Source organism: uncultured Tenacibaculum sp., from assembly GCF_947498805.1.
Classification (GTDB): Bacteria; Bacteroidota; Bacteroidia; order Flavobacteriales; family Flavobacteriaceae; genus Polaribacter.
The window spans coordinates 98,189-118,705 of sequence record NZ_CANMLT010000003.1 but is presented as its reverse complement, the minus strand read 5'-3'; the positions used below and the strand labels follow the sequence as shown (position 1 = coordinate 118,705).

The following is a 20,517-nucleotide window of genomic DNA, read 5'->3' as shown; positions in this document are numbered from 1 at the left end:
TAAAAAAGAGAATTATGTTTAATAACAAAATATATAAAATATTATTAGTCTTAGTGACGGTGTCTTTTTTTAGTTGTGAACTTGAGGAGATTCCTAATTCAAATGCACCAACACTTGAGAGTTTTGCGAATAATGCTTCTCAGGCGGATGTTCAATCATTGGCGGTTGGTTTGGAAGCGATAATGAGAAATGATTTAGATTTTCATTATGAAACGGTTAGTTATTTAGCTAGAGAATACTACGATCTTTCAGGAGTTGATCCTAGATATACTGGAGAGGTTTTAAAAGGGCCATTAGATAATAATGGATTTTTGACAACAAGAGCTTATGCCGCTTGGTATAGAGTGGTAAAATCAGCAAATGTTTTAATAACGGCTGTTGAGAACTCTCAAGCAGGATTTAATGATTCTGTAAAAGCATCTTATTATGGTTATGCAAAAACGATTAAAGCATATGCTTTATTAATGTTAGCTAATAGACAATACACCAATGGTATTAGAATAGATGTTTCTGATCCTGATAACTTAGGTCCAATTGTAGGGTATCCAGAAGCATTAACTGCCATAGCAGGAATATTAGACGATGCAGCAGGAAACTTAGGAAGTTCCCCAGCTAGTTTTGATTTTTCTTTGAGTGCAGGTTATACAGGTTTTAATACACCTTCGACCTTTTTAGAATTTAATAGAGCATTAGCTGCAAGAGTTGCTTTGTATCAAGATGATAAGGCTAAAGCGTTGACTTTATTGAATCAATCATTCTTTGATTTAAATGGAAGTTTAAATAAAGGAGTAGCACATGTATTTGGTGCTACTGGTAATGATATATTAAATAGTTTATTTTACGTTTTAGGGCAATCTGGACAAGAATTTGTTATTCATAATAGTTGGATAGCGGATGCAGAAGCTGGTGACACCCGTGTAACAAATAAATCATTTTTATTAAGTGCTCCTGCTTCGTTTGATGGATTGTCAGGAACTCACCAAATTGCAGTTTACAAGAGTAATACTGATCCGGTTTATTTGATAAGAAATGAAGAGCTTATTTTAATGTATGCTGAAGCCAATATTGGAACAAATAATACGGAGGTGGTTACTGCAATTAATGTAGTGCGAAATGCTGCTGGTTTAGCAAATTATTCAGGAGGAACAACTGACAATGATTTGACAGAAGAAGTATTAATACAAAGAAGATATTCTCTACTAGGGGAAGGACATAGATGGGTAGATCTAAGACGTTTGAATAGATTGAACACAACCTATGTTCCTTTAGATAGAGCAGGAGATAATATACTTGATGCCTTCCCAACTCCATTTAGTGAATTAGGAATTTAATCAAGATATAATACCAAAAAAAGCATCTATTTAATAGATGCTTTTTTGTTTATAAAGAGTATTCTTTTAAGTTTAAAGTGTCATTTTCAAAAACACCATAAGTAAAATACTTTACCCAATCTCCTGTGTTTATATAGTAACTATTTTCCTCTAGTTTTATTTCTAGTGGAAGATGTCTATGACCAAATATAAAATAATGATACTTTTTGGTTTCTAATTTGCGTTTGCAATATTGCACAAGCCATTCATTCTCTTCTCCCAAAAACCTAGCATCTTCATCTCCAGAAATCAATTTGTTTTTTACCGACATATATTGTCCTAGTTTAACACCTAAATCAGGGTGTAACCATCGAAACATCCATTGAAAAGGTTTAAATGTAAAAACCTTTTTCATACGTTTATAACCTTTGTCGTGAGGACCTAATCCGTCTCCATGTCCAATCAAACAAATTTTTCCATTAATCAAAAACTCTTGAGGTTTATGATATACCGGAATGTTTAACTCTTTTTCAAAATAATCTGACATCCATAAGTCATGGTTTCCAACAAAAAAATAAATAGGAACGCCACTGTCCTTAATTTCCGCTAATTTCCCTAAAACACGAACAAAGCCCTTAGGGACAACAGTTTTATATTCAAACCAGAAATCAAATAAATCACCGAGTAAAAAAATAGCTTCAGCGTCTTTTTTTACTTCATTCAACCATTGAACAAACTTTTGTTCGCGTGGAAAACTTTCCTCAGGTGTAGGTGCACCTAAATGTTGGTCAGAGGCAAAATATACTTTTTTATTGGTTTGCGTTGTAATTGAAATCAAATCAGAAAATTTTATCAAAAATAGCTATTTTATTTGTCTAACTTTGTGAAAAACGATTTATATGAAGATAGTATCTGTAAATTTAGGAGAGAGAAAAGAGATAGATTGGAAAGGTAAAAAGGTTACCACAGGAATATTTAAGTATTCGGTTGATCAACCTATTTTTTTAGATAAAGAAGAGGTTAGAGAAGATGTAATTTGTGATAGAAAATACCATGGAGGAGTTGACCAAGCCGTATATGCCTATTCTTTAAAACACTATGATCACTTTAAAAAAGAGTACCCTGATTTAAATTGGGAAATGGGGATGTTTGGAGAGAATTTGACACTATCTGATTTAGAAGAAACAGCAATTCATGTGGGAGACCAATATAAAGTGGGAGAAGTAATTTTAGAAGTAACCAAACCACGTCAGCCTTGCATGAAGTTAGGAGTTCGATTTAATGATATGAAAATTGTAAAGCAATTTTGGAATACAACAATGAGTGGCGTATATTTTAAGGTTTTACAAACAGGTTTTGTTAAAAAAGATGATGTGTTTGAATTAATTCAATCAGATAGAACCCAACCAACAATTGCAGATATCTATACCAAAAAAAGAAAGCAAAAGGCATGATAAACCCGTTTGATGACACCTATTTCATGAAAAGAGCTTTACAAGAGGCTCAGATTGCATTTGATAAAGGAGAAGTTCCTGTAGGTGCGGTAATTACTCATAAAGACCAAATTATTGCAAGAGCACATAATTTAACAGAAGTGCTTAATGATGTAACTGCACATGCAGAAATGCAAGCTTTTACTGCAGCAGCAGATTATTTAGGAGGAAAGTATTTAAAAGATTGTACGCTTTATGTAACATTAGAGCCGTGTCAAATGTGTGCAGGAGCTAGTTATTGGACACAGATAGGTAAAATTGTTTATGGAGCAAGTGAACCTAAATTAGGATACAGTGTTTTACAAACTAAATTACATCCAAAAACAAAAGTAGTATCCGGAGTTTTAGAAGAGGAATGTAGTTTTCTATTGAAAAAGTTTTTTGTTGAAAAACGAAATTTGAACTAGTTTCCTAAGACTAAAATAAGGTTTGCTGTTTAGTACCACTTTCGTGTTCTAATAACCATTTTTTACGCCAAACACCGCCAGCATATCCCGTTAAAGAACCGTCCGAACCAATTACTCTATGACATGGAATAACAATCCATATAGGGTTTTTTCCATTGGCAGAAGCTACGGCTCTTATAGCTTTTACATCTCCAATTTTTTTAGTTTGTTCTAAATAACTTCTGGTTTTTCCAAAAGGAATATTTAAAAGTTCGTTCCAAACGTTTTGTTGAAAGTCTGTTCCTTTTGGGTTTAACTTTAGATTAAATTCTTTTCTGTTTCCTGTAAAATACTCTTCTAATTGTTGTACACAATCTTGTAATTCGTTAGGAATACTCTTTGATTTGTTTGAGATTTCAGTATCATCATCTAGAACAGAAATAGACTGAATACCATTTTTGTTTCCAATAATTTCTGCAATTCCGATAGGTGTTTTATAATATGTGGTTTGTACATCAGACACTGAATACTTCTTTAGAATTTCGAGTAGTAATTTCCGAAATTTCTTCAAAAGTTAAACCATAAATATCAACTAATTTGTCTATTACATTGGTAATGTAAGAACTCTCATTGCGTTTTCCTCGATAAGGAGTGGGAGCTAAGTAAGGAGCATCAGTTTCTAGAACAATATGCTTAATATCTATTTGATGTAAGAACTTATCGATTTTTCCATTTTTAAAAGTTGCTACTCCTCCAATTCCTAATTTCATATTATAAGAAATTGCTCGTTGTGCTTGTTCGAGTGTTCCAGTAAAACAGTGAAAAATTCCAAATAAATCGTCGCTTTTTTCTGTCTCCAGTACTTCAAAGATTTCATCAAAAGCTTCTCTACAATGAATTACAATAGGTAGTTTTTTTTCTTTAGCCCATTGAATTTGTGTTCTAAAAGCTTCTTGTTGTTGAGGTAGAAAGCTTTTATCCCAATATAAATCAATGCCAATTTCACCAATAGCATAAAAATTACGCTTATCCAACCACTCTTTTACATGAGCTAATTCTTCCAGGTAGTTTTCTTTTACAGAAGTAGGATGCAGTCCCATCATTAAAAAAACATCATTAGGATAGTTTTTTTCTAAGTCTAACATTCTATAGGTATACGAACTATCAATAGCGGGAATAAAAAAGCGAGAAATACCAGCTTCTTTAGCGCGTTGCATCATTTCATTTCTGTCTTCGTCGAATTGTTCAGAATATAAGTGCGTGTGTGTATCTGTAATCATTTATAGCGTATCTTTACAGCTAGCAAAAGTACGAGAAATGGCAAGTTTGAAAAAAGTATTAAGAAAAAAGAAATACATAAAAATAAAACTAAAGAAAATAATCACAAACCATCTAGAGTTGGAAGCAGAGATTAATGGAGTGAAAGGACGTTTTATTTTAGATACTGGAGCATCGAATTCATGTGTAGGGTTAGATTTGAAAGAACATTTCAACTTAATTTCAGAAGAAAGCGAAGTAAAAGCAGCAGGTGCTGGAGCTACTGATATGGAAACGCAAAAATCAGATAACAATGCTTTACAAATAGGAAAATGGAAGACAAACCAGTCTAATTTGGTGTTGTTTGATATGTCTCATGTAAATACAGCACTTACCCAACATGATGCAAATGAGGTTCATGGAATCATCGGAGCAGATGTTTTAGAAAGTGGAAAAGCATTTATTGATTATGATAAAAAAGTATTGTATTTGAAAAAATTAAAGAAAAAAAATCGTAAAAAACTATATAGAGTTCCGTTTTAGAAGTAAGAAAATTTGTTAAAAAACGTTAAAATTACAAGGCTAAATTTTAGTTTTTCTACCTTCGGAAACATATTTATGTAAACTGATTTTATTGGTTTTTTAGAAATTTTAGATTAAACGTTTATTATATTAATTAAATGTTATAGGATGAAAATCTTGTAACATTTTTTTTTGATCTGCGTCGTATAGATGTAATCAATTAAAATCAATAACCATGAAAACGTCAGTAAATAACTTAGTATTAGAAAGAGGAATTTTATCCTCCGTTTATAAACAAGAAATTAAAAGAAATATTCGTTCAATGAAAGATGAATCATTGTCACGAGTTAAAAACAAAATAAAAAACGATAGCTCAAAATTATACAGTGAAACAGCTACTATCTTAAAAGTTTCAATGTTTGCTATTGCTTTAGTACTTCTAGTTGTGTAAATAAAAAAAATCTCACAACAAATGTTATGAGATTTTAGAAATTTTATAAGTCTTTATTATAGCTTACACTAAAATAGCTTTTATTCTTTTTACCGCTTCGCGTAATTGTAATTCTGAAGCAGCATATGATAAACGAATGCAATTTGGTGCACCAAATGCTTCTCCTGTTACCGTAGCTACATTAGCTTCTTCTAACAATAACATAGAAAAGTCGTTAGCATTTTTAATTTCTTTTCCTTGGATTGTTTTTCCGAAGAAAGCTGAGATATCTGGAAAAATATAAAAAGCACCTTCTGGTACATTTAATTTGAAACCGTCGATTTCACCTAATAGATTTAACATTAAGTCTCTACGGTTTTTAAATTCATCTACCATGTATTGAACTTTTTCAGGAGATGCTTTTACGGCAGTAATTGCTGCACGTTGAGCAATACAATTTGTTCCTGAAGTAATTTGTCCTTGCATTTTAGTACATGCTTTTGCAATCCAATCTGGAGCCCCGATAAAACCAATTCTCCAACCAGTCATGGCGAAAGCTTTTGCTAAACCATTAACTGTAATAGTACGATCGTACATATTTTCTATAGCGGCAAAACTAAACGGCTTGTTACCATAGTTAATATGCTCGTAAATTTCATCAGATAAAATGTATATCTGAGGATGCTTTTCTAAAACTTTAGCCAATGCTCTATATTCTTCTTCTGAATAAATAGACCCACTAGGGTTGTTTGGAGAGTTAAAGAAAATCATCTTTGTTTTAGGCGTAATTGCTGCTTCTAATTGCGCTGGAGTAATTTTAAAATCATTCTCAATAGAAGAAGGGATTTCAATAAATTTAGCCTCGCAAAGCATTGCGATAGCAGAGTAACTTACCCAATATGGAGCAGGTAATAAAACTTCGTCACCAGGATTTAATAATACCTGTGCTACATTAGCAATTGACTGTTTTGCTCCAGTAGATACTACGACTTGATTTGGAGCATAGGTTAAGTCATTATCACGCTTAAATTTTTCGCAAATAGCTTCTTTTAATTCAACATACCCATCTACTGGTGTGTAGGAATTATAATCTTGATTAATAGCTTCAATTGCTGCGTCTTTAATAAAGTCTGGAGTATTAAAATCTGGTTCTCCTAAACTTAAGCTAATAATGTCTTTACCTTGTCCTTTTAATTCTCTTGCTTTAGCGGCCATTGCTAAAGTTTGCGAAACAGGTAAATTTTGAATTCTGTTTGATAATGCTTGTGACATTGTGTTTATTATTGTTGTGTGTGTTTACGCTAGTTGTGGTTTTTTTCCTAGTTCAGCTAAGTGTTTAAAATGCTCAATAATAGCTCTTCTTGTTGTTCTGTATTCATGATACGGTAAGTTGAACTCTTTAGCTGTTTCTTTAACAATTTTCGCTAATTTGTTATAGTGAATGTGTGAAATATGTGGAAAAATATGGTGTTCTACTTGATGATTTAAACCACCAGTGTAAAAGTTAATCAACCAGTTTTTTGGAGCAAAATTTGCTGTTGTATATAACTGGTGAATTGCCCAAGTATTCTTCATGTTACCATCTTCATCTGGTAGAGGCATTTCAGTTTTAGGTACAATATGAGCTAATTGAAAAATAACACTTAAAATGATTCCTGCAGTATAATGCATTGCAAAAAATCCTATTAATACTTTCCACCAAGCAATGTCTAAAACTGCAATAGGTAACACAATCCATAGTATATAATACAATACCTTAGATACGACTAATTTAGTCCATTCAGTAGCTGGATTTGGAAATTCACCATAAGATAATTTTCTTTTTAAATAACTGTGCATTTGTTTAAAATCGGTAGTAATTGCCCAGTTAATGGTTAATAGCCCATATAAGAAAATTGAGTAATATTTTTGGAATTTATGAATCCATAACCATTGTGCGTGTTTAGAAAAACGAATAACTCTACCAGCATCAATGTCTTCATCATGTTCAGGAATGTTTGTATACGTGTGATGTAAAACATTGTGTTGTACTTTCCAGTTATATACGTTTCCTGCTAAAATATAAATACTACTTCCAAAAAGCTTATTTACCCATTTCTTGCTAGAAAATGATTCGTGATTGGCGTCATGCATAACGTTCATACCTACACCTGCCATTCCAACTCCCATTACTAAAGCAAGAGCTAATTTTATCCATTGAGACATGTCAACAGTTAAAATCAAAATAAAAGGCACAAGGAATAGAGATAACATTACTGCAGCCTTAATATAAAGTTTCCAGTTCCCTGTTCTTTTAATGTTATTCTCTTTAAAATAAGAGTTTACACGCTTGTTAAGGGTTCTAAAAAACTTTGCTTGGTCAATTCGAGAAAAGTTTATTGTCTTCATTTGTTGTTTGTTATAAGTCGCAAAAATAAACGTTTTTACCACACGGTTATTGCTTTTAAGCTACTTTTTAACAATTTGAATATCTTTTGTTGAAAAGTAAATGTTACTAATTAGTTTTTTACTTTTGCATCGAAATTTATATCAACATGGAAATCATTAAAAAATACTTTCCGAATCTTACGGAACAACAAATAGCACATTTTTCGAAATTACAAGAGTTGTATGAAGACTGGAACTTAAAGATCAATGTGGTTTCTCGTAAAGATATTGATGAGTTATATATGCGTCATGTGTTGCATTCGTTGGGGATTGCAAAAGTAATGGAGTTTCAACCAGGAGCCAGTGTAATGGATGTAGGTACAGGTGGTGGTTTCCCAGGGATTCCATTAGCTATTTTGTTTCCTGAAACTAATTTTCATTTAGTAGATTCTATCGGGAAAAAGATAAAAGTGGTAAATGAAGTGGTAGAAGGTTTAGGTTTGGAGAATGTAAAAACTACGCACGGACGTGTAGAAGAGGTAAAAGAAACCTATGATTTTATTGTAAGTAGAGCTGTTGCTCAAATGGAAACTTTTCACCGTTGGATTAAAAACAAGGTGCAAAAGAAACAAAATCATGATTTAAAAAATGGAATTTTATATCTAAAAGGAGGTGATTTAACTGAGGAGTTGGCCAAGTTTCCAAATGCAACGATTTATGATTTGCCTTCGTATTTCGAAGAAGATTTTTTTGAAACTAAAAAGGTGGTTCATTTACCTGTAAAATTCAAGGGGTAATAGGTTTGTTTATTCTGAAAATTTCTCAGAAAGTAAATTCCATAATTCAGGGTATCCATCATCATATCCTAATGTCCAGATGCCAACACCGCCAAGATTGTTAGTTTTTATCCAATCGTATTTAATGGCAAGAGATTTTTTGTTTTCGAACCAAATTTCTCTGTAACTGTTGTCTGAATTTTTAATGGCAAGATAGCTTGAAGAACTTTCAGGGTTAAACAATACTTTACTTTTTAAGGAATCTATGTAAATACGTTTTATGTTTTTGTACGGAGGATGAGATCTAAATCTTTTTACTTTTGAAGGAATTTTGTTAGAATAAGTGTCCCACTCTGCACCATAGTAAGGAAGCCCGATAATTAAGTCTTTTGCTTTTACTCCTTTGTTGAGATAATGTTTGGTGGAAGCTTCAAGTCCTTTTCCAAAAGTTTTACTTTCTTTTAAAGGAGATACTGGTCCAGCTACTTTACTAAAACCACCATAGTAATCATATCCCATAAGTGTGTAAAAATTTATATGAGCATTAAGAGCTTTTATATCAAGAATATTATTCCAATCTACTCCATATAAACAAAGAGAAACCATATAGTTTGGATTGGCTTTTTTTAGTTTTTTTGAAAGTCGGACAACAAATTGTGTGAATTTTGTTTTGTCTTTTTTGGCAACACCTTCAAAATCAATATTAATTCCATTTGCATTTCTATAAGCTAATAATTCAGTTAGATTGCTAGCCAATGTCTCTTGTGCTTTTGAATTCGATAAAAAAGTTGAGTTGTTTGCATTTCCAAAGTTAGAAACCGAAAGAAATACTTTACAGTTGTTCGCCTGTGCACTATCTATTAATGCTGTAGTTTTCCATTGGTGAATGCTTTTAGGTTTTCCTGTTTCAGGTATAATATTGTAGGTGAAATAGGAAATGCCCCAAAGCAAAGAAAAATTATAGTTTTTGTAAGCAGAGCCGTTGGAGTATAGATGCCACCCAAAAGTTCTATAATTTTTATTGAGTTTTCTTTTTTTATGCGTGACTATTTGGTTTGAAATCTTGTTTAAACTATCCCATTCTTGTTCTTTTATGAACGATCTATTGGCAAAAGTTTGTTCATGTAAGTTTTGCTGACTTACAACCTCTTTTGTTGATGTTTTAGTAGTACAAGAAATGACTGTAATTAAGAACAGTAAGGGGACTAGTTGTTTCATGAATGGTTAGTAGTTTAATGTATTAAAACTACACCAAAAAAATGAAAATTAGTACCAACGCTTTTTCTTTTTTTTTGAGTTGGCAGATTTTCTACTCTTTTTATGTTTGCTAACCGTATTTGGCTGTTTTTTAGGTTTAGGTTTTACTAGAGGAAAAGGATGATCTTCTACAACTTTAATATCTCTTTTTAAAGTCTCTTGTATAGTTTTGATGTAGCTCAACTCATCCTTACTACACAAAGAAAAAGCTATTCCAGATTTTCCTGCTCTACCAGTCCTCCCTATACGGTGTATATAAGTCTCAGGAATGTTTGGTAAGTCAAAATTAAATACAGCATCTACTTTACTAATATCGATACCACGAGCAGCAACATCAGTAGCAATCAAAATAGTGGCTTTTTTATTTTTAAAATCTTCAATAGCTTTATTTCGAATGGCTTGTGTTTTATCACCATGTATGCTTGTGACTTTGTATCCGTTTTTAAGCAGTGTTTGTTCTAGCTTATCTACACCAAACTTAGTACGTCTAAAAATGATAATCTTACCATTAATTTCGTTTCGAAGAAGATGTAAGCATAAATCTGTTTTATTTCGCTTAGGAACGTAGTATAATAATTGACCAATGTTTTCAGAAGTACTTCCAGAAGGAGCAATGGTTATTTTTTCTGGATTGTATAACATTGATTTTGCTAGTTCTGCAATTTTTGTTGGCATGGTTGCAGAAAACAGCAAAGTTTGCTTTTTTCGAGGACATAATTCTTCGATTCGTTTTACATCTTCAATGAATCCCATATCTAACATTAAATCCGCTTCATCTAAGACCAATGTTTTTAATAAACGAAGTTCTACAACACCTTGTCTATGCAAGTCTATTAATCTACCAGGTGTAGCAATAAGAATATCTACTCCTTTAGTTAAAACATCTATTTGAGGAGCGGTAGACATTCCTCCAAATATTGCGGTACTTCTTAGATTAGTGTATTTGCTATAAGCTTTAAAGCTTTCCTGGATTTGAATAGCTAATTCTCTGGTTGGACTTACAATTAAAGCTTTGATTTTTTTACCCCCTTTCTCAGAGTCCTGTTCCTTTAATAAGCTTTGAATAATAGGTAAAGCGAAAGCAGCAGTTTTTCCAGTTCCTGTTTGTGCGGTAACAATAACATCTTTTCTATTCAGTGCTACCGGAATTACTTTTTGCTGTACAGGTGTAGCTGTATGATGTTTGTTTTCGGTAAGCGCTTTTAGAATAGTTTCGTGTAATTGTAAATCAGAAAACTGCATTAGATGTTATTTTTTGACAAAGGTAGGTGAAAAGAGGAGATATAAGTTCAATACTATTGATTTTACACTTTTTTTACACTTGATTGACATTTTTAACGACAAGCAAAAGTACTTTAGAGGAAGTATTAAAATCAAGAATATGAAGTCAGTAAAAAGAGTAATGTTTATAGTAGGAGTTGTATCAACTATTGCATTGATGAGTGGTTATGTAACTAATAAAACAAAAGCACCTAAGAAAGTATCAAAGAAGGAGAAGGTGGAGGCTAAGAAAAAAATCAATCTATTTGTTACGCATGGACACTGTAGTACGCCTTTTGAAGGAGTGGTTGAAAATATAGATATATATACTCCCATGTTAACGTTTAAAGAAAATTCATTGGGTAATATGAGTGTTTCTTTTGAAGTAGATCCGGATAGTTTCTATGTGAACAGAGCAGAAGAGTTAACCCCTCGAATTAAAACACCAGGAGTATTTGTTGGGATGAATAATGAAAAGATTACATTTAAATCTACCAATGTGTATATGATGGGAGTAGATTGGTATCAGGTAAATGGTAAAATGACCATTAAAGGAGAGGAAAGAGAAGTGAAGTTATTTGCAACTGGAATTCGTGGGCCTTATGAAAGTGGAGTAAGTTCAATGGTATTGCAAGGACAGGTAAACTTGTTTGATTGGGGAATTGATTATGACAAACTTGTGAATGGAAAATCAGAAGATATAGCAACCAAATGGTTGTATTTACATATGAAGATTGAATTATGTTGATTTAAATAAAAAAAGCGACCTTAATTAAGGTCGCTTTTTAGTTTGTATGTATATTCTTCTATCCTAAGAAAGGGTATTTGTAATCTTCTGGAGAAACAAATGTTTCTTTAATTAAACGAACAGAAGTCCAACGTAATAAGTTTTGAGCAGAACCTGCTTTGTCGTTTGTTCCTGAAGCTCTAGCTCCTCCAAACGGTTGTTGTCCTACAACTGCACCAGTTGGTTTGTCGTTAATATAGAAGTTTCCAGCAGCGTTTTCTAAAGTTTTTGAAGCTTTTTCTACGATATATCTATCTGTAGAGAAAATAGCACCAGTTAAAGCATATTCTGTAGATTCATCTACTAACTTTAATGAAGCTTCCCATTCTGTATCTTCATAAATATAAATAGTAATTACAGGACCAAATAACTCTGTACACATAGTAGCGTACTTTGGAGATTTAGCTACAATTACAGTTGGTTCAATAAAGTATCCTTTCGACTTATCATGACCTCCTCCAATAATAACATCTGCATCTGCATCTGCTTTTGCAGCATCAATATAACTTGCAATTTTATCAAAAGAACCTTCGTGGATTACTGCATTGATAAAGTTGTTGGTGTCTTCTGGAGATCCCATTTTTAATTCACTAGTTTGAGCAACTAAATGCTTCTTTACATCTTCCCATTGAGAAGCAGGGATGTATGCACGAGACGCAGCTGAACATTTTTGACCTTGATATTCAAAAGCTCCTCTAGTAATTGCCGTAGCAACTTGTAAAGGGTTTGCTGAATTATGTGCCCAAATAAAGTCTTTTCCTCCTGTTTCACCAACAATTCTTGGGTATGTTTTGTAGGTCTCAATATTGTTACCAATTTGTTTCCATAAGTGTTTGAAAACATGAGTAGATCCAGTAAAGTGTAATCCAGAGAAATCTGGAGATGCTAATACAGTGTCAGTAATCATTACTGGATCACCATATACAACATTAATTACACCATCAGGTAAACCAGCTTCTTTAAATAAATCTACAATTACTTGAGCAGAATAAGCTTGGTGATCAGATGGTTTCCATACTACTACATTCCCCATTAAAGCTGCTGCTGCTGGTAAATTTGCAGCAATAGATGTAAAGTTAAATGGAGTAATAGCGTATACAAAACCTTCTAATGGCCTGTATTCAACTCTATTCCATATTCCTGGAGCAGATTCTGGCTGGTCTTTGAAAATTTGAGTCATAAACTCAACGTTGAAACGGAAAAAGTCAATCATTTCACAAGCAGCATCAATTTCTGCTTGGTGTACATTTTTAGATTGAGCAATCATTGTTGAAGCGTTCATTTTAGCACGGTAAGGACCTGCTAACAATTCAGCAGCTTTTAAAAAGATTGATGCACGTTCCATCCAAGAAACAGAAGACCATGCTTCTCTAGCAGCTAAAGCCGTTTCAATAGCACTGTCTACATGAGATTTATCAGCTGTGTGATATTGTCCAACGACATGCTTATGATCGTGAGGAGGCGTAATATTTCTCGTGTTACCAGTTCTTACTTCTTCTCCATTAATATGCATTGGCACATCAATGTTACTGTTGAACATAGACTTATAAGTAGCTAGCAATTCTTCTCTTTCTGGAGAACCAGGAGCGTATCCTTTTACCGGTTCGTTTACCGCTTTAGGAACATTGAAAAATCCTCTTGTCATTTTTGTATGTTGTTTGTTAAATTAAATTTACTTTTGAAAGACAAAGTTAAGTTTATTTTTAGTAATGACCAGACGATTTGTTCGTCTATATTTAGCAAATTGAAATACTTTATGTGCACGGTAACTTATTTGCCTTTAGGAAATAACGATTTTATATTGACATCTAATAGAGATGAAGACCCAAATAGAAAAACAATCCCTCCCAAAGCATATCTAGAGGATGAGGTAAAACTTACCTATCCAAAAGATGAATTGGCTGGAGGTACATGGATTGGTTTAAGTGAAAAAGACCGGTTAATTTGTCTGTTAAATGGTGGTTTTACAAAACACAAAAGAAAGGCACCGTATCGAATGAGTAGGGGAGTTATAGTAAAAGAACTTTTAAAAGTAGATAATCCTGTTGAAATTATTAATCATTTCGATTTTAATGGAATAGAACCTTTTACAATTGTTTTGGTTGATTGGAAAGAAGGATTAAAAGCTTATGAATTGGTTTGGGACGGAGAACAAAAACATTTTCAGGAACTAGGAGAGGAACCGAAAATTTGGTCGTCATCTACTTTGTACACCGATGATGTAAAGCAATTGCGCAGGGAGTGGTTTGCTGAATGGATTCAGAAAAATCCAACTTTCAAGCAAGATGAGATTGTTAAATTTCATCAGGATGAAACAAAAGGGAACTCAGAGATTTCTCTAAAAATGAAACGTAGCCGGGTAGAAACAGTAAGTGTAACTTCTGTGTCTAAAACCAAACAAGAGGTGTCTTTAAAATACTACGATTTAGTTCCTGCTTAGTTTTATGAAATTAAAAACGCAACAAAAGAAATCACTACAACACCTATAGAAGCTAGCATTATAAAGACGGTGTTTACAAACCAATATTTTATAAACGTTTTAATATAACCTTGGTTGTAGAATCTTTTCATAGCTAAAAAGAGATATACAAGAAAGGCAATACTAAATACCCACCAAGCATTTTCATTATGATTGATGTTATAAATGAGTAAGAAAATGGTTAATAAAATGAAGAAGACGGTTTGAGTATGGAATACAAAAACAAGATGTTCAACATAGGTGAATTTTCTTCTGATATAAACAAATTTAATAAACAAAGTGAAAATTGGAAGTAATATAAACAACGAAACCGAAGCATAGGAGATAAGTTGTTTTAAAAAGACCTTTCCATTGGAGTTTTCCCACGAGTTAATTACGTTTACTCTAGTATATAGAAACTTATTGAAAAAACTTTTATCAATATTTAGACTATCCAATGCAGTTTGAGTAGGTGTATGTGGATTTTTATATTGATAACTCTTCATTCTTGAGATTTTAGATCCAAAATTGAAGTTAACGTTTTTTTGGTTTCCTTGTTTTAAAGCTGTAGAATCGAGTTGAGGTATAAATTTTGTGATTTGCTTTTTTGTGGTTGAGTCAACGTCTTTTAGTGTTTTGTCGAGTCCGACTTTAATAGCATTGTTAATAGAGTCAAGTTCTTGTTGTGTGAGTTCTTTAGTAGAATCAGTAAAGCTGATTTGTTCAGGAGCTGTATCGTTATTTAAATCAGTAAAATTCTGATAGGTGTTTATCAATCCTAATACCAAGAAAAATAAGATGGAAACGGTTAAGTAAAATCGAAATGGGTTGGTGTATCTTACACGTTTACCTTCGATATAGTTTTTAGAAACTTTACCAGGAGAAATTAATAAAGGGATAATGGTTTTCCAAAATTTCGCATCCCAAGAGAAAAAGCCATTAAAAACTTCTTTAATAAAGCTTACAAAAGTGATTTTAGAACCTTTATTTTTTTGTCCACATTCAGGACAAAATTTTTCTTCTTTTGTAAAAGGATATCCACAGTTTAAGCAGTTTGGGTCCTTGTAAAGGACTACGCTTTTCTTTTTAATCATTAGTGTTAGTTAAGAGTGGGAGTTGATGTTAGTTGAAATGTTGGGATGATTACTAAGAATTCTTCTTTGGTATTGATGTTTATCATTTTGTAATTTCCTTTCATAGCACCAGTTGTAGAGATTAGAAAACAGTTAGATCTATAGTTATATGTATCTTTAGGTAATAAAACCGGGGTTTCTCCAACAACACCTTCTCCTTCTACATACTCGGTAGTATTTAATGCATCAAATATAGTCCAAAAACGCTCTAAAAGTTTTACGGTTTCTTTTGATTTATTTTCAATCATAATATAATAACTAAAAGCAAAGTATTTTTGATGACCACGAATGATAGCTCCGTTGAAAACGGTCTTTACAGAAATTTTTATGCCTTTAGTGATTTGTTGAAACATACTATAAAAATAAAGTTTTTTTAGGTTTATTCCAACACCGTAGCTATCGATTTTGGTTAAAATATCCGTTTCCTACGCCAATAACCCTGTCATAAATGCCTCCAAAAGGTCTGTAATAAATGATGGCAGTGTATTCATTTTCAGTCTTGTAAAAAGACCCGTTGAGTTCGTTTGTATCGAGGGTATTGTTCGAATCAAGAGTTACATAATTGTAGTTGTAAAAACCTTGTTTAAACAGAATGTTGGCTTCATAAAGCTTGGTTTTTGGGTTATACCACATTTTGTTTTCTTCAGAAAGTTCAAAATTATTGAAGCCGCCATAAACGTAAATGTCTTTGTTTTCAAGTGGTTCAAAAATGTCTAAAGAAAAATGAACTAAAGAATAGTCAGCTTCAGTATTGTTGTCGTTACCTTCTACAGTTCTAACTACAAACTGTCCGTTGATATCTGGGTTGTAGGTATATATTTTATTCGCTCTTGTTGCGTCAACAAATAGGTAAGAGTTATAAATGTCTTTTAATTCTGTTTTTGCAATGTTAAAGTTGGTGTTGCGAATTTGCTTACTGTCGAAGCTTAAAAATTCGTTTCCTCCCCAAAAATTGGTTTTTACGGTATGATTATATACTAATTGATTTGGCTTAATGAATACGGGTTCTATATTGTCGATTACTGTATTCCAATTATGATTTTGAAAAAGAACTGCGTTAATCTCTTGTGAAGGATTGTTGATGTTTAATCCTTGATGATTAACGGTGAATTGAACAGTTTGCTGTGTGTTATTGGCACTGGCATTTCTACTTGGGAATACAGCAACACCAACACTAGTTATGTCTTCGTAAAAAACACAACGACGTGTAAAAACTACATTGTAATCTTCGTCTATTATAGAAACAAGATAATTACCACTTTTGGTAATGATTGTATTTTGATTAGGAATTTCTACAGCATAATGTGTGTAGTTTTGAAGTGTGTTAAAAGAGTTGTTAACATTGATGATTTCAATTTGTTCAAACCCATTGATGTATTGATTGGTGGCCAAACTGCTTGGTTTCCAATCATGTGTCATATGTTCAATTTTATACTGGTATTCTTTACTGTCTGCATCGAGGTCATCAAAAGAAAGTTCTAATACCTGACCTAAACGAACAATAGGAGTATATTGATTTTGGGTGTGCTTGGGTCTAAATTGAATGGTTTTGATGTTTTGAGAAAAAGCAAAACCGGTAAACCAAAATAAAATGTAAACAAAATTTTTAATCATAATAAACAAAAGTATCAAAATACACGCCAAAGACAAATTATTTATTTAGAATAATTATAAATAAATGAAGCAAGAAAAGATAAAAATCTAAATGCTTAATTTAAAAATTCAAAATCTGTAAATTTGCGTGTTTTTTTAGAAAATCAAATATATAGTTACTATGTCAAAAGACATCCGTATAAAGAAGGGGCTTGATATCAAGCTCGTTGGCGAAGCAGAGCAGGTAACTACCGAACTTTCCCTTGGTAGTGTTTTTGCTGTAAAGCCTAGTGATTTTCACGGCGTAATTCCAAAAATTTTAGCAAAAGAAGGTACTGAAGTAAAAGCAGGTCAAGCACTTTTTCATGATAAAGGTGATGAGCGTGTTTTATTTGCTAGTCCGGTAAGTGGTAAAGTTTCGGAAATCGTACGTGGAGCACGTAGAAAAGTTTTAGCAATTAAGATTGCTGCTGATGGTAAGCAGGAATACAAAGACTTTGGAAAGGTTGAGGTAGGTTCAATGTCTGGAGAAGAAGTGAAGAATCACTTGTTTGCTTCAGGTTGTTGGCCATTTGTAAAACAGCGTCCGTATGATGTTGTTGCAAATCCTAATCAGGCTCCAAAAGCAATCTTTGTTTCTGCATATGCTAGTGCACCTTTAGCAGCTGATTACGATTATGCTTTAAAGGGTAAAGAAGCTGAATTACAAGCAGCATTAACAGCATTAACAAAGTTAACTGAAGGTAAAGTTCATGTTTCTATTGCAAAGAATTCAACACTATCTCCTTTCAAGGATTTAAAAGGTGTTGAGTTGCACAAAGTTTCTGGGCCTCACCCAGTAGGAAATGTAAGTACTCAAATAGCACAAATAGATCCAATTAACAAAGGAGAAGTTGTGTGGGTAGTTGCTCCTCAAGACTTAGTGGTAATGGGAGAATTATTCTTAACTGGAAAGTTCAATGCTACAAGAACAATTGCATTAGCAGGTTCTAAATTTAACAAGCCACAATATGTAACTGCAGTAGCAGGAGCACAAATTGGAGATCTTGTAAAAGGAAATTTAGATGCAGATAACGCTCGTGTAATTAGTGGTAATGTATTAAGCGGAGAGCAAGTTAGTGAAGATGACTTCTTAGGATACTATGAAAATATTGTAACGGCAATTCCTGAAGGAAACGATTATGAATTCTTTGGATGGAATAAGCCTATTTTCGATAAAGTTTCTACTTCTAGAGCTTTTACATTTTCTTGGTTAAATCCGAAGAAAAAATACGATTTAAATACAAATACAAACGGAGAACATAGAGCATTTGTGGTTACTGGTTCTTATGAAGAAGTATTTCCGTTAGATATCTATCCGATGCAATTATTAAAAGCTTGTATGTATAAAGACCTTGACGAAATGGAAGGGTTAGGAGCTTATGAAGTTGCACCTGAAGATTTTGCATTAACAGAATTTATTTGTGTATCTAAACAACCTCACCAAAAGATAATTCGTGAAGGGTTAGATTTAATGAGAGAAGAATTAGGATAAGATATGGGCTTAAAACAAAACTTACATAATTTAAAGGAAAAATATAAAGGTACTAAGATGGCACCTGCGTTTAACGCAATCCACACCTTTTTATATTTGCCTAATGAGATTACTCATGGAGGAACTCACATCAAGGCAGCAGATGATTTAAAGCGTACGATGAACATCGTAATCATGGCATTAGTTCCGTGTTTAATTTTCGGAATGTTTAATGCAGGTTACCAGCACAACGCGGCAATCAATGGATTTACAGAAGGAATGTCTTTCTTTAGTGGAGACTTCTGGAATATGGATAATTTCTTCATCGGTTTAAAGAAGATTTTACCATTAGTAATTGTATCATACTTAGTTGGTTTAGTTATCGAATTTATTTTCGCAGTAATTAAAGGACATGAAGTAGAAGAAGGATACTTAGTAACAGGAATGTTAGTTCCGTTAATCGTACCAATAGATTTACCATTATGGATGTTAGCAGTAGCAGTTGCTTTTGGAGTTGTTATTGGTAAAGAAGTATTTGGTGGTACAGGAATGAATATTTTAAACCCAGCATTAACAATTCGTGCATTCTTATTCTTCGCATATCCAACATGGATGTCTGGAGATAAAGTATGGGTACATGGAGCTGTTGAAAAAGCAGGAACTGCAGATGCTATTTCTGGAGAGACTATTTTAGGAAGCTTAGCACAAAACGCAGCACCTAATTTCTCTGTTTCAGATATGTTCTTTGGTTTTGTACCAGGTTCAGTTGGAGAAACATCTACATTACTAATCTTATTGGGAGGATTATTCTTAATCCTTACAAAAATTGGAAGTGCTAGAATTATGATTTCTTCAGTAATAGGAGCTTTAGCAATGGGATTCATCTTTAATCTAGTAGCTGATTCTGGATTAATTGGTGAAACTAGTAAGTTCTACGGATTAATGAGTTTAGATTTTTGGAAGCATTTGCTAATTGGAGGTTTCGCGTTTGGAGCAGTATATATGGCAACTGACCCTGTATCTGCAGCACAAACAAATAGAGGGAAATGGATTTATGGTTTCTTTATTGGGTTTATTTCAATTATGATTCGTGTATTCAATCCAGCATATCCAGAAGGAGTAATGTTAGCTATTTTATTAATGAACGTTTTTGCTCCAACCATTGATCACTATGTGGTTCAAGGGAATGTAAAGAGAAGATTAAAACGAGCTAAAGTTAAAACTGCCTAATTATGAGTAAGAAAACAGAAGGTAATGTATATACGGTACTTTTCGCAATAGGAATGGTATTAGTAGTAGGAGCTTTATTAGCTTTTACAGCATCATCACTTCGTCCTACAATCGATGCTAATAAGCGTATCGAGAAGCAACAAAATATTTTGTATGCAATGGGAGTGAATGACAATGATGAGAGCAGCGCAATTTTTGTATCAAAAGACAAAGTAGCAGAGGAGTTTTCAAAGTACATCAAAAAACAGTTAGTTATCGAAGGAGAGAACGTAACTGAAGATGCAAAAGCATATTTAATTGATGTAAAGAAGCAACAAACAGCAGCTAAAGATGGTAAAACTCGTAAGTTACCTTTATTTGTTGGAGAAAAAGATGGTAAAACATTTTACATTGCTCCAATTAGAGGTAAAGGTCTTTGGGATGCAATTTGGGGTTATGTAGCCATGGATGAAAAGATGATTGTTCAAGGTGTTTATTTTGATCATGCTGGAGAAACAGCAGGTTTAGGATCTAACATCAAACAACGTTATTTTATGGATGATTTTGCTGGAGAAGATTTAATGAATGATGGATCATTCGTTGGAATCAAAGTAGCAAAAGGAAATAATGATCCAAAGAATCAAGATAAGAATGATAATGAGGTAGATGCAATCGCAGGAGCAACGATTACAGGAGATGGAGTTTCTGCAATGATTAAGTCTGAATTAAGACAATATGTACCTTACTTTAAAACATTAAAATAAAT

At 32.9% G+C, this 20,517-nt stretch carries 22 protein-coding genes; 11 read left to right on the top strand and 11 right to left on the bottom strand.

What is annotated here, in order from left to right:
* Positions 1-14 precede the first annotated feature (14 nt).
* The gene (locus tag Q0873_RS06250; protein ID WP_299105131.1) at positions 15-1,331 is read left to right on the top strand and encodes a RagB/SusD family nutrient uptake outer membrane protein; all 1,317 of its coding nucleotides are present in this window, start codon (positions 15-17) and stop codon (positions 1,329-1,331) included.
* 49 nt (positions 1,332-1,380) lie between these two features.
* On the opposite strand, the gene Q0873_RS06245 is transcribed toward Q0873_RS06250, so the two are convergent.
* Entirely contained in the window at positions 1,381-2,148 is a 768-nt protein-coding gene (locus Q0873_RS06245) for a UDP-2,3-diacylglucosamine diphosphatase (protein WP_299105130.1), read from the bottom strand.
* A gap of 61 nt (positions 2,149-2,209) precedes the next feature.
* Here Q0873_RS06245 and Q0873_RS06240 point away from each other — a divergent pair, with 61 nt between their 5' ends.
* Positions 2,210-2,764: an MOSC domain-containing protein gene (locus Q0873_RS06240; RefSeq protein WP_299105128.1), complete on the top strand. Its 555-nt coding sequence runs from the start codon at positions 2,210-2,212 to the stop codon at positions 2,762-2,764.
* Positions 2,761-3,210, top strand: coding sequence for a nucleoside deaminase (locus tag Q0873_RS06235; RefSeq protein WP_299105127.1), 450 nt, complete (start codon positions 2,761-2,763; stop codon positions 3,208-3,210). The genes Q0873_RS06240 and Q0873_RS06235 overlap by 4 nt, the downstream gene beginning before the upstream one ends.
* A 10-nt stretch (positions 3,211-3,220) precedes the next feature.
* Here Q0873_RS06235 and Q0873_RS06230 read toward each other — a convergent pair whose 3' ends face one another.
* A complete protein-coding gene (locus Q0873_RS06230) occupies positions 3,221-3,712 on the bottom strand; it encodes a methylated-DNA--[protein]-cysteine S-methyltransferase (RefSeq protein WP_299105125.1) in 492 nt (163 codons plus the stop codon).
* Positions 3,705-4,469 (bottom strand): TatD family hydrolase, encoded by a 765-nt coding sequence (locus tag Q0873_RS06225; protein ID WP_299105123.1) that lies wholly within the window; start codon positions 4,467-4,469, stop codon positions 3,705-3,707. The genes Q0873_RS06230 and Q0873_RS06225 overlap by 8 nt, the downstream gene beginning before the upstream one ends.
* A gap of 37 nt (positions 4,470-4,506) precedes the next feature.
* On the opposite strand from Q0873_RS06225, the gene Q0873_RS06220 reads away from it, so the two are divergent.
* Positions 4,507-4,989, top strand: a complete 483-nt coding sequence (locus tag Q0873_RS06220) for a retropepsin-like aspartic protease (protein WP_299105122.1) — start codon at positions 4,507-4,509, stop codon at positions 4,987-4,989.
* Between the two features lie 214 nt (positions 4,990-5,203).
* Complete coding sequence (locus tag Q0873_RS06215) at positions 5,204-5,419, top strand: hypothetical protein (protein WP_299105121.1); 216 nt, start codon at positions 5,204-5,206, stop codon at positions 5,417-5,419.
* Positions 5,420-5,482: 63 nt separating this feature from the next.
* Here the strand turns inward: Q0873_RS06215 and Q0873_RS06210 are convergent, their stop codons facing one another.
* Entirely contained in the window at positions 5,483-6,670 is a 1,188-nt protein-coding gene (locus tag Q0873_RS06210; protein WP_299105119.1) for a pyridoxal phosphate-dependent aminotransferase, read from the bottom strand.
* Positions 6,671-6,694: 24 nt separating this feature from the next.
* Positions 6,695-7,786, bottom strand: coding sequence for an acyl-CoA desaturase (locus Q0873_RS06205; protein WP_299105117.1), 1,092 nt, complete (start codon positions 7,784-7,786; stop codon positions 6,695-6,697).
* 146 nt (positions 7,787-7,932) lie between these two features.
* On the opposite strand from Q0873_RS06205, the gene rsmG reads away from it, so the two are divergent.
* Entirely contained in the window at positions 7,933-8,562 is a 630-nt protein-coding gene (gene rsmG, locus Q0873_RS06200) for a 16S rRNA (guanine(527)-N(7))-methyltransferase RsmG (RefSeq protein WP_299105116.1), read from the top strand.
* A gap of 9 nt (positions 8,563-8,571) precedes the next feature.
* On the opposite strand, the gene Q0873_RS06195 is transcribed toward rsmG, so the two are convergent.
* A complete protein-coding gene (locus tag Q0873_RS06195; protein ID WP_299105115.1) occupies positions 8,572-9,759 on the bottom strand; it encodes a glycosyl hydrolase family 18 protein in 1,188 nt (395 codons plus the stop codon).
* Between the two features lie 48 nt (positions 9,760-9,807).
* Positions 9,808-11,040 (bottom strand): DEAD/DEAH box helicase, encoded by a 1,233-nt coding sequence (locus Q0873_RS06190; protein ID WP_299105114.1) that lies wholly within the window; start codon positions 11,038-11,040, stop codon positions 9,808-9,810.
* Positions 11,041-11,179: 139 nt separating this feature from the next.
* On the opposite strand from Q0873_RS06190, the gene Q0873_RS06185 reads away from it, so the two are divergent.
* The gene (locus Q0873_RS06185) at positions 11,180-11,806 is read left to right on the top strand and encodes a YceI family protein (protein WP_299105113.1); all 627 of its coding nucleotides are present in this window, start codon (positions 11,180-11,182) and stop codon (positions 11,804-11,806) included.
* A 58-nt stretch (positions 11,807-11,864) separates the two neighbouring features.
* On the opposite strand, the gene pruA is transcribed toward Q0873_RS06185, so the two are convergent.
* Positions 11,865-13,490, bottom strand: coding sequence for an L-glutamate gamma-semialdehyde dehydrogenase (gene pruA, locus Q0873_RS06180; protein WP_299105112.1), 1,626 nt, complete (start codon positions 13,488-13,490; stop codon positions 11,865-11,867).
* A 111-nt stretch (positions 13,491-13,601) separates the two neighbouring features.
* On the opposite strand from pruA, the gene Q0873_RS06175 reads away from it, so the two are divergent.
* Positions 13,602-14,285 carry an NRDE family protein gene (locus tag Q0873_RS06175; RefSeq protein ID WP_299105111.1) on the top strand — a complete coding sequence of 228 codons (684 nt, stop codon included), beginning with the start codon at positions 13,602-13,604 and terminating at the stop codon, positions 14,283-14,285.
* A 2-nt stretch (positions 14,286-14,287) separates the two neighbouring features.
* Here the strand turns inward: Q0873_RS06175 and Q0873_RS06170 are convergent, their stop codons facing one another.
* Genes Q0873_RS06170 through Q0873_RS06160 form a run of 3 tightly spaced genes read right to left on the bottom strand, consistent with a single transcriptional unit; the run spans position 14,288 to position 17,050 of the window.
* Positions 14,288-15,397: a DUF3667 domain-containing protein gene (locus Q0873_RS06170; protein WP_299105110.1), complete on the bottom strand. Its 1,110-nt coding sequence runs from the start codon at positions 15,395-15,397 to the stop codon at positions 14,288-14,290.
* A 5-nt stretch (positions 15,398-15,402) separates the two neighbouring features.
* Positions 15,403-15,789 carry a Co2+/Mg2+ efflux protein ApaG gene (gene apaG, locus Q0873_RS06165; protein ID WP_299105109.1) on the bottom strand — a complete coding sequence of 129 codons (387 nt, stop codon included), beginning with the start codon at positions 15,787-15,789 and terminating at the stop codon, positions 15,403-15,405.
* A 43-nt stretch (positions 15,790-15,832) separates the two neighbouring features.
* Complete coding sequence (locus Q0873_RS06160; RefSeq protein WP_299105108.1) at positions 15,833-17,050, bottom strand: DUF5103 domain-containing protein; 1,218 nt, start codon at positions 17,048-17,050, stop codon at positions 15,833-15,835.
* Positions 17,051-17,210: 160 nt separating this feature from the next.
* Here Q0873_RS06160 and Q0873_RS06155 point away from each other — a divergent pair, with 160 nt between their 5' ends.
* From Q0873_RS06155 to Q0873_RS06145, 3 genes are read left to right on the top strand one after another with little or no spacing between them, the layout of a single operon-like run.
* Complete coding sequence (locus Q0873_RS06155; RefSeq protein WP_299105107.1) at positions 17,211-18,563, top strand: Na(+)-translocating NADH-quinone reductase subunit A; 1,353 nt, start codon at positions 17,211-17,213, stop codon at positions 18,561-18,563.
* A gap of 3 nt (positions 18,564-18,566) precedes the next feature.
* Entirely contained in the window at positions 18,567-19,772 is a 1,206-nt protein-coding gene (locus tag Q0873_RS06150) for an NADH:ubiquinone reductase (Na(+)-transporting) subunit B (RefSeq protein WP_299105106.1), read from the top strand.
* 2 nt (positions 19,773-19,774) lie between these two features.
* The gene (locus Q0873_RS06145; protein ID WP_299105105.1) at positions 19,775-20,515 is read left to right on the top strand and encodes a Na(+)-translocating NADH-quinone reductase subunit C; all 741 of its coding nucleotides are present in this window, start codon (positions 19,775-19,777) and stop codon (positions 20,513-20,515) included.
* Positions 20,516-20,517 lie beyond the last annotated feature (2 nt).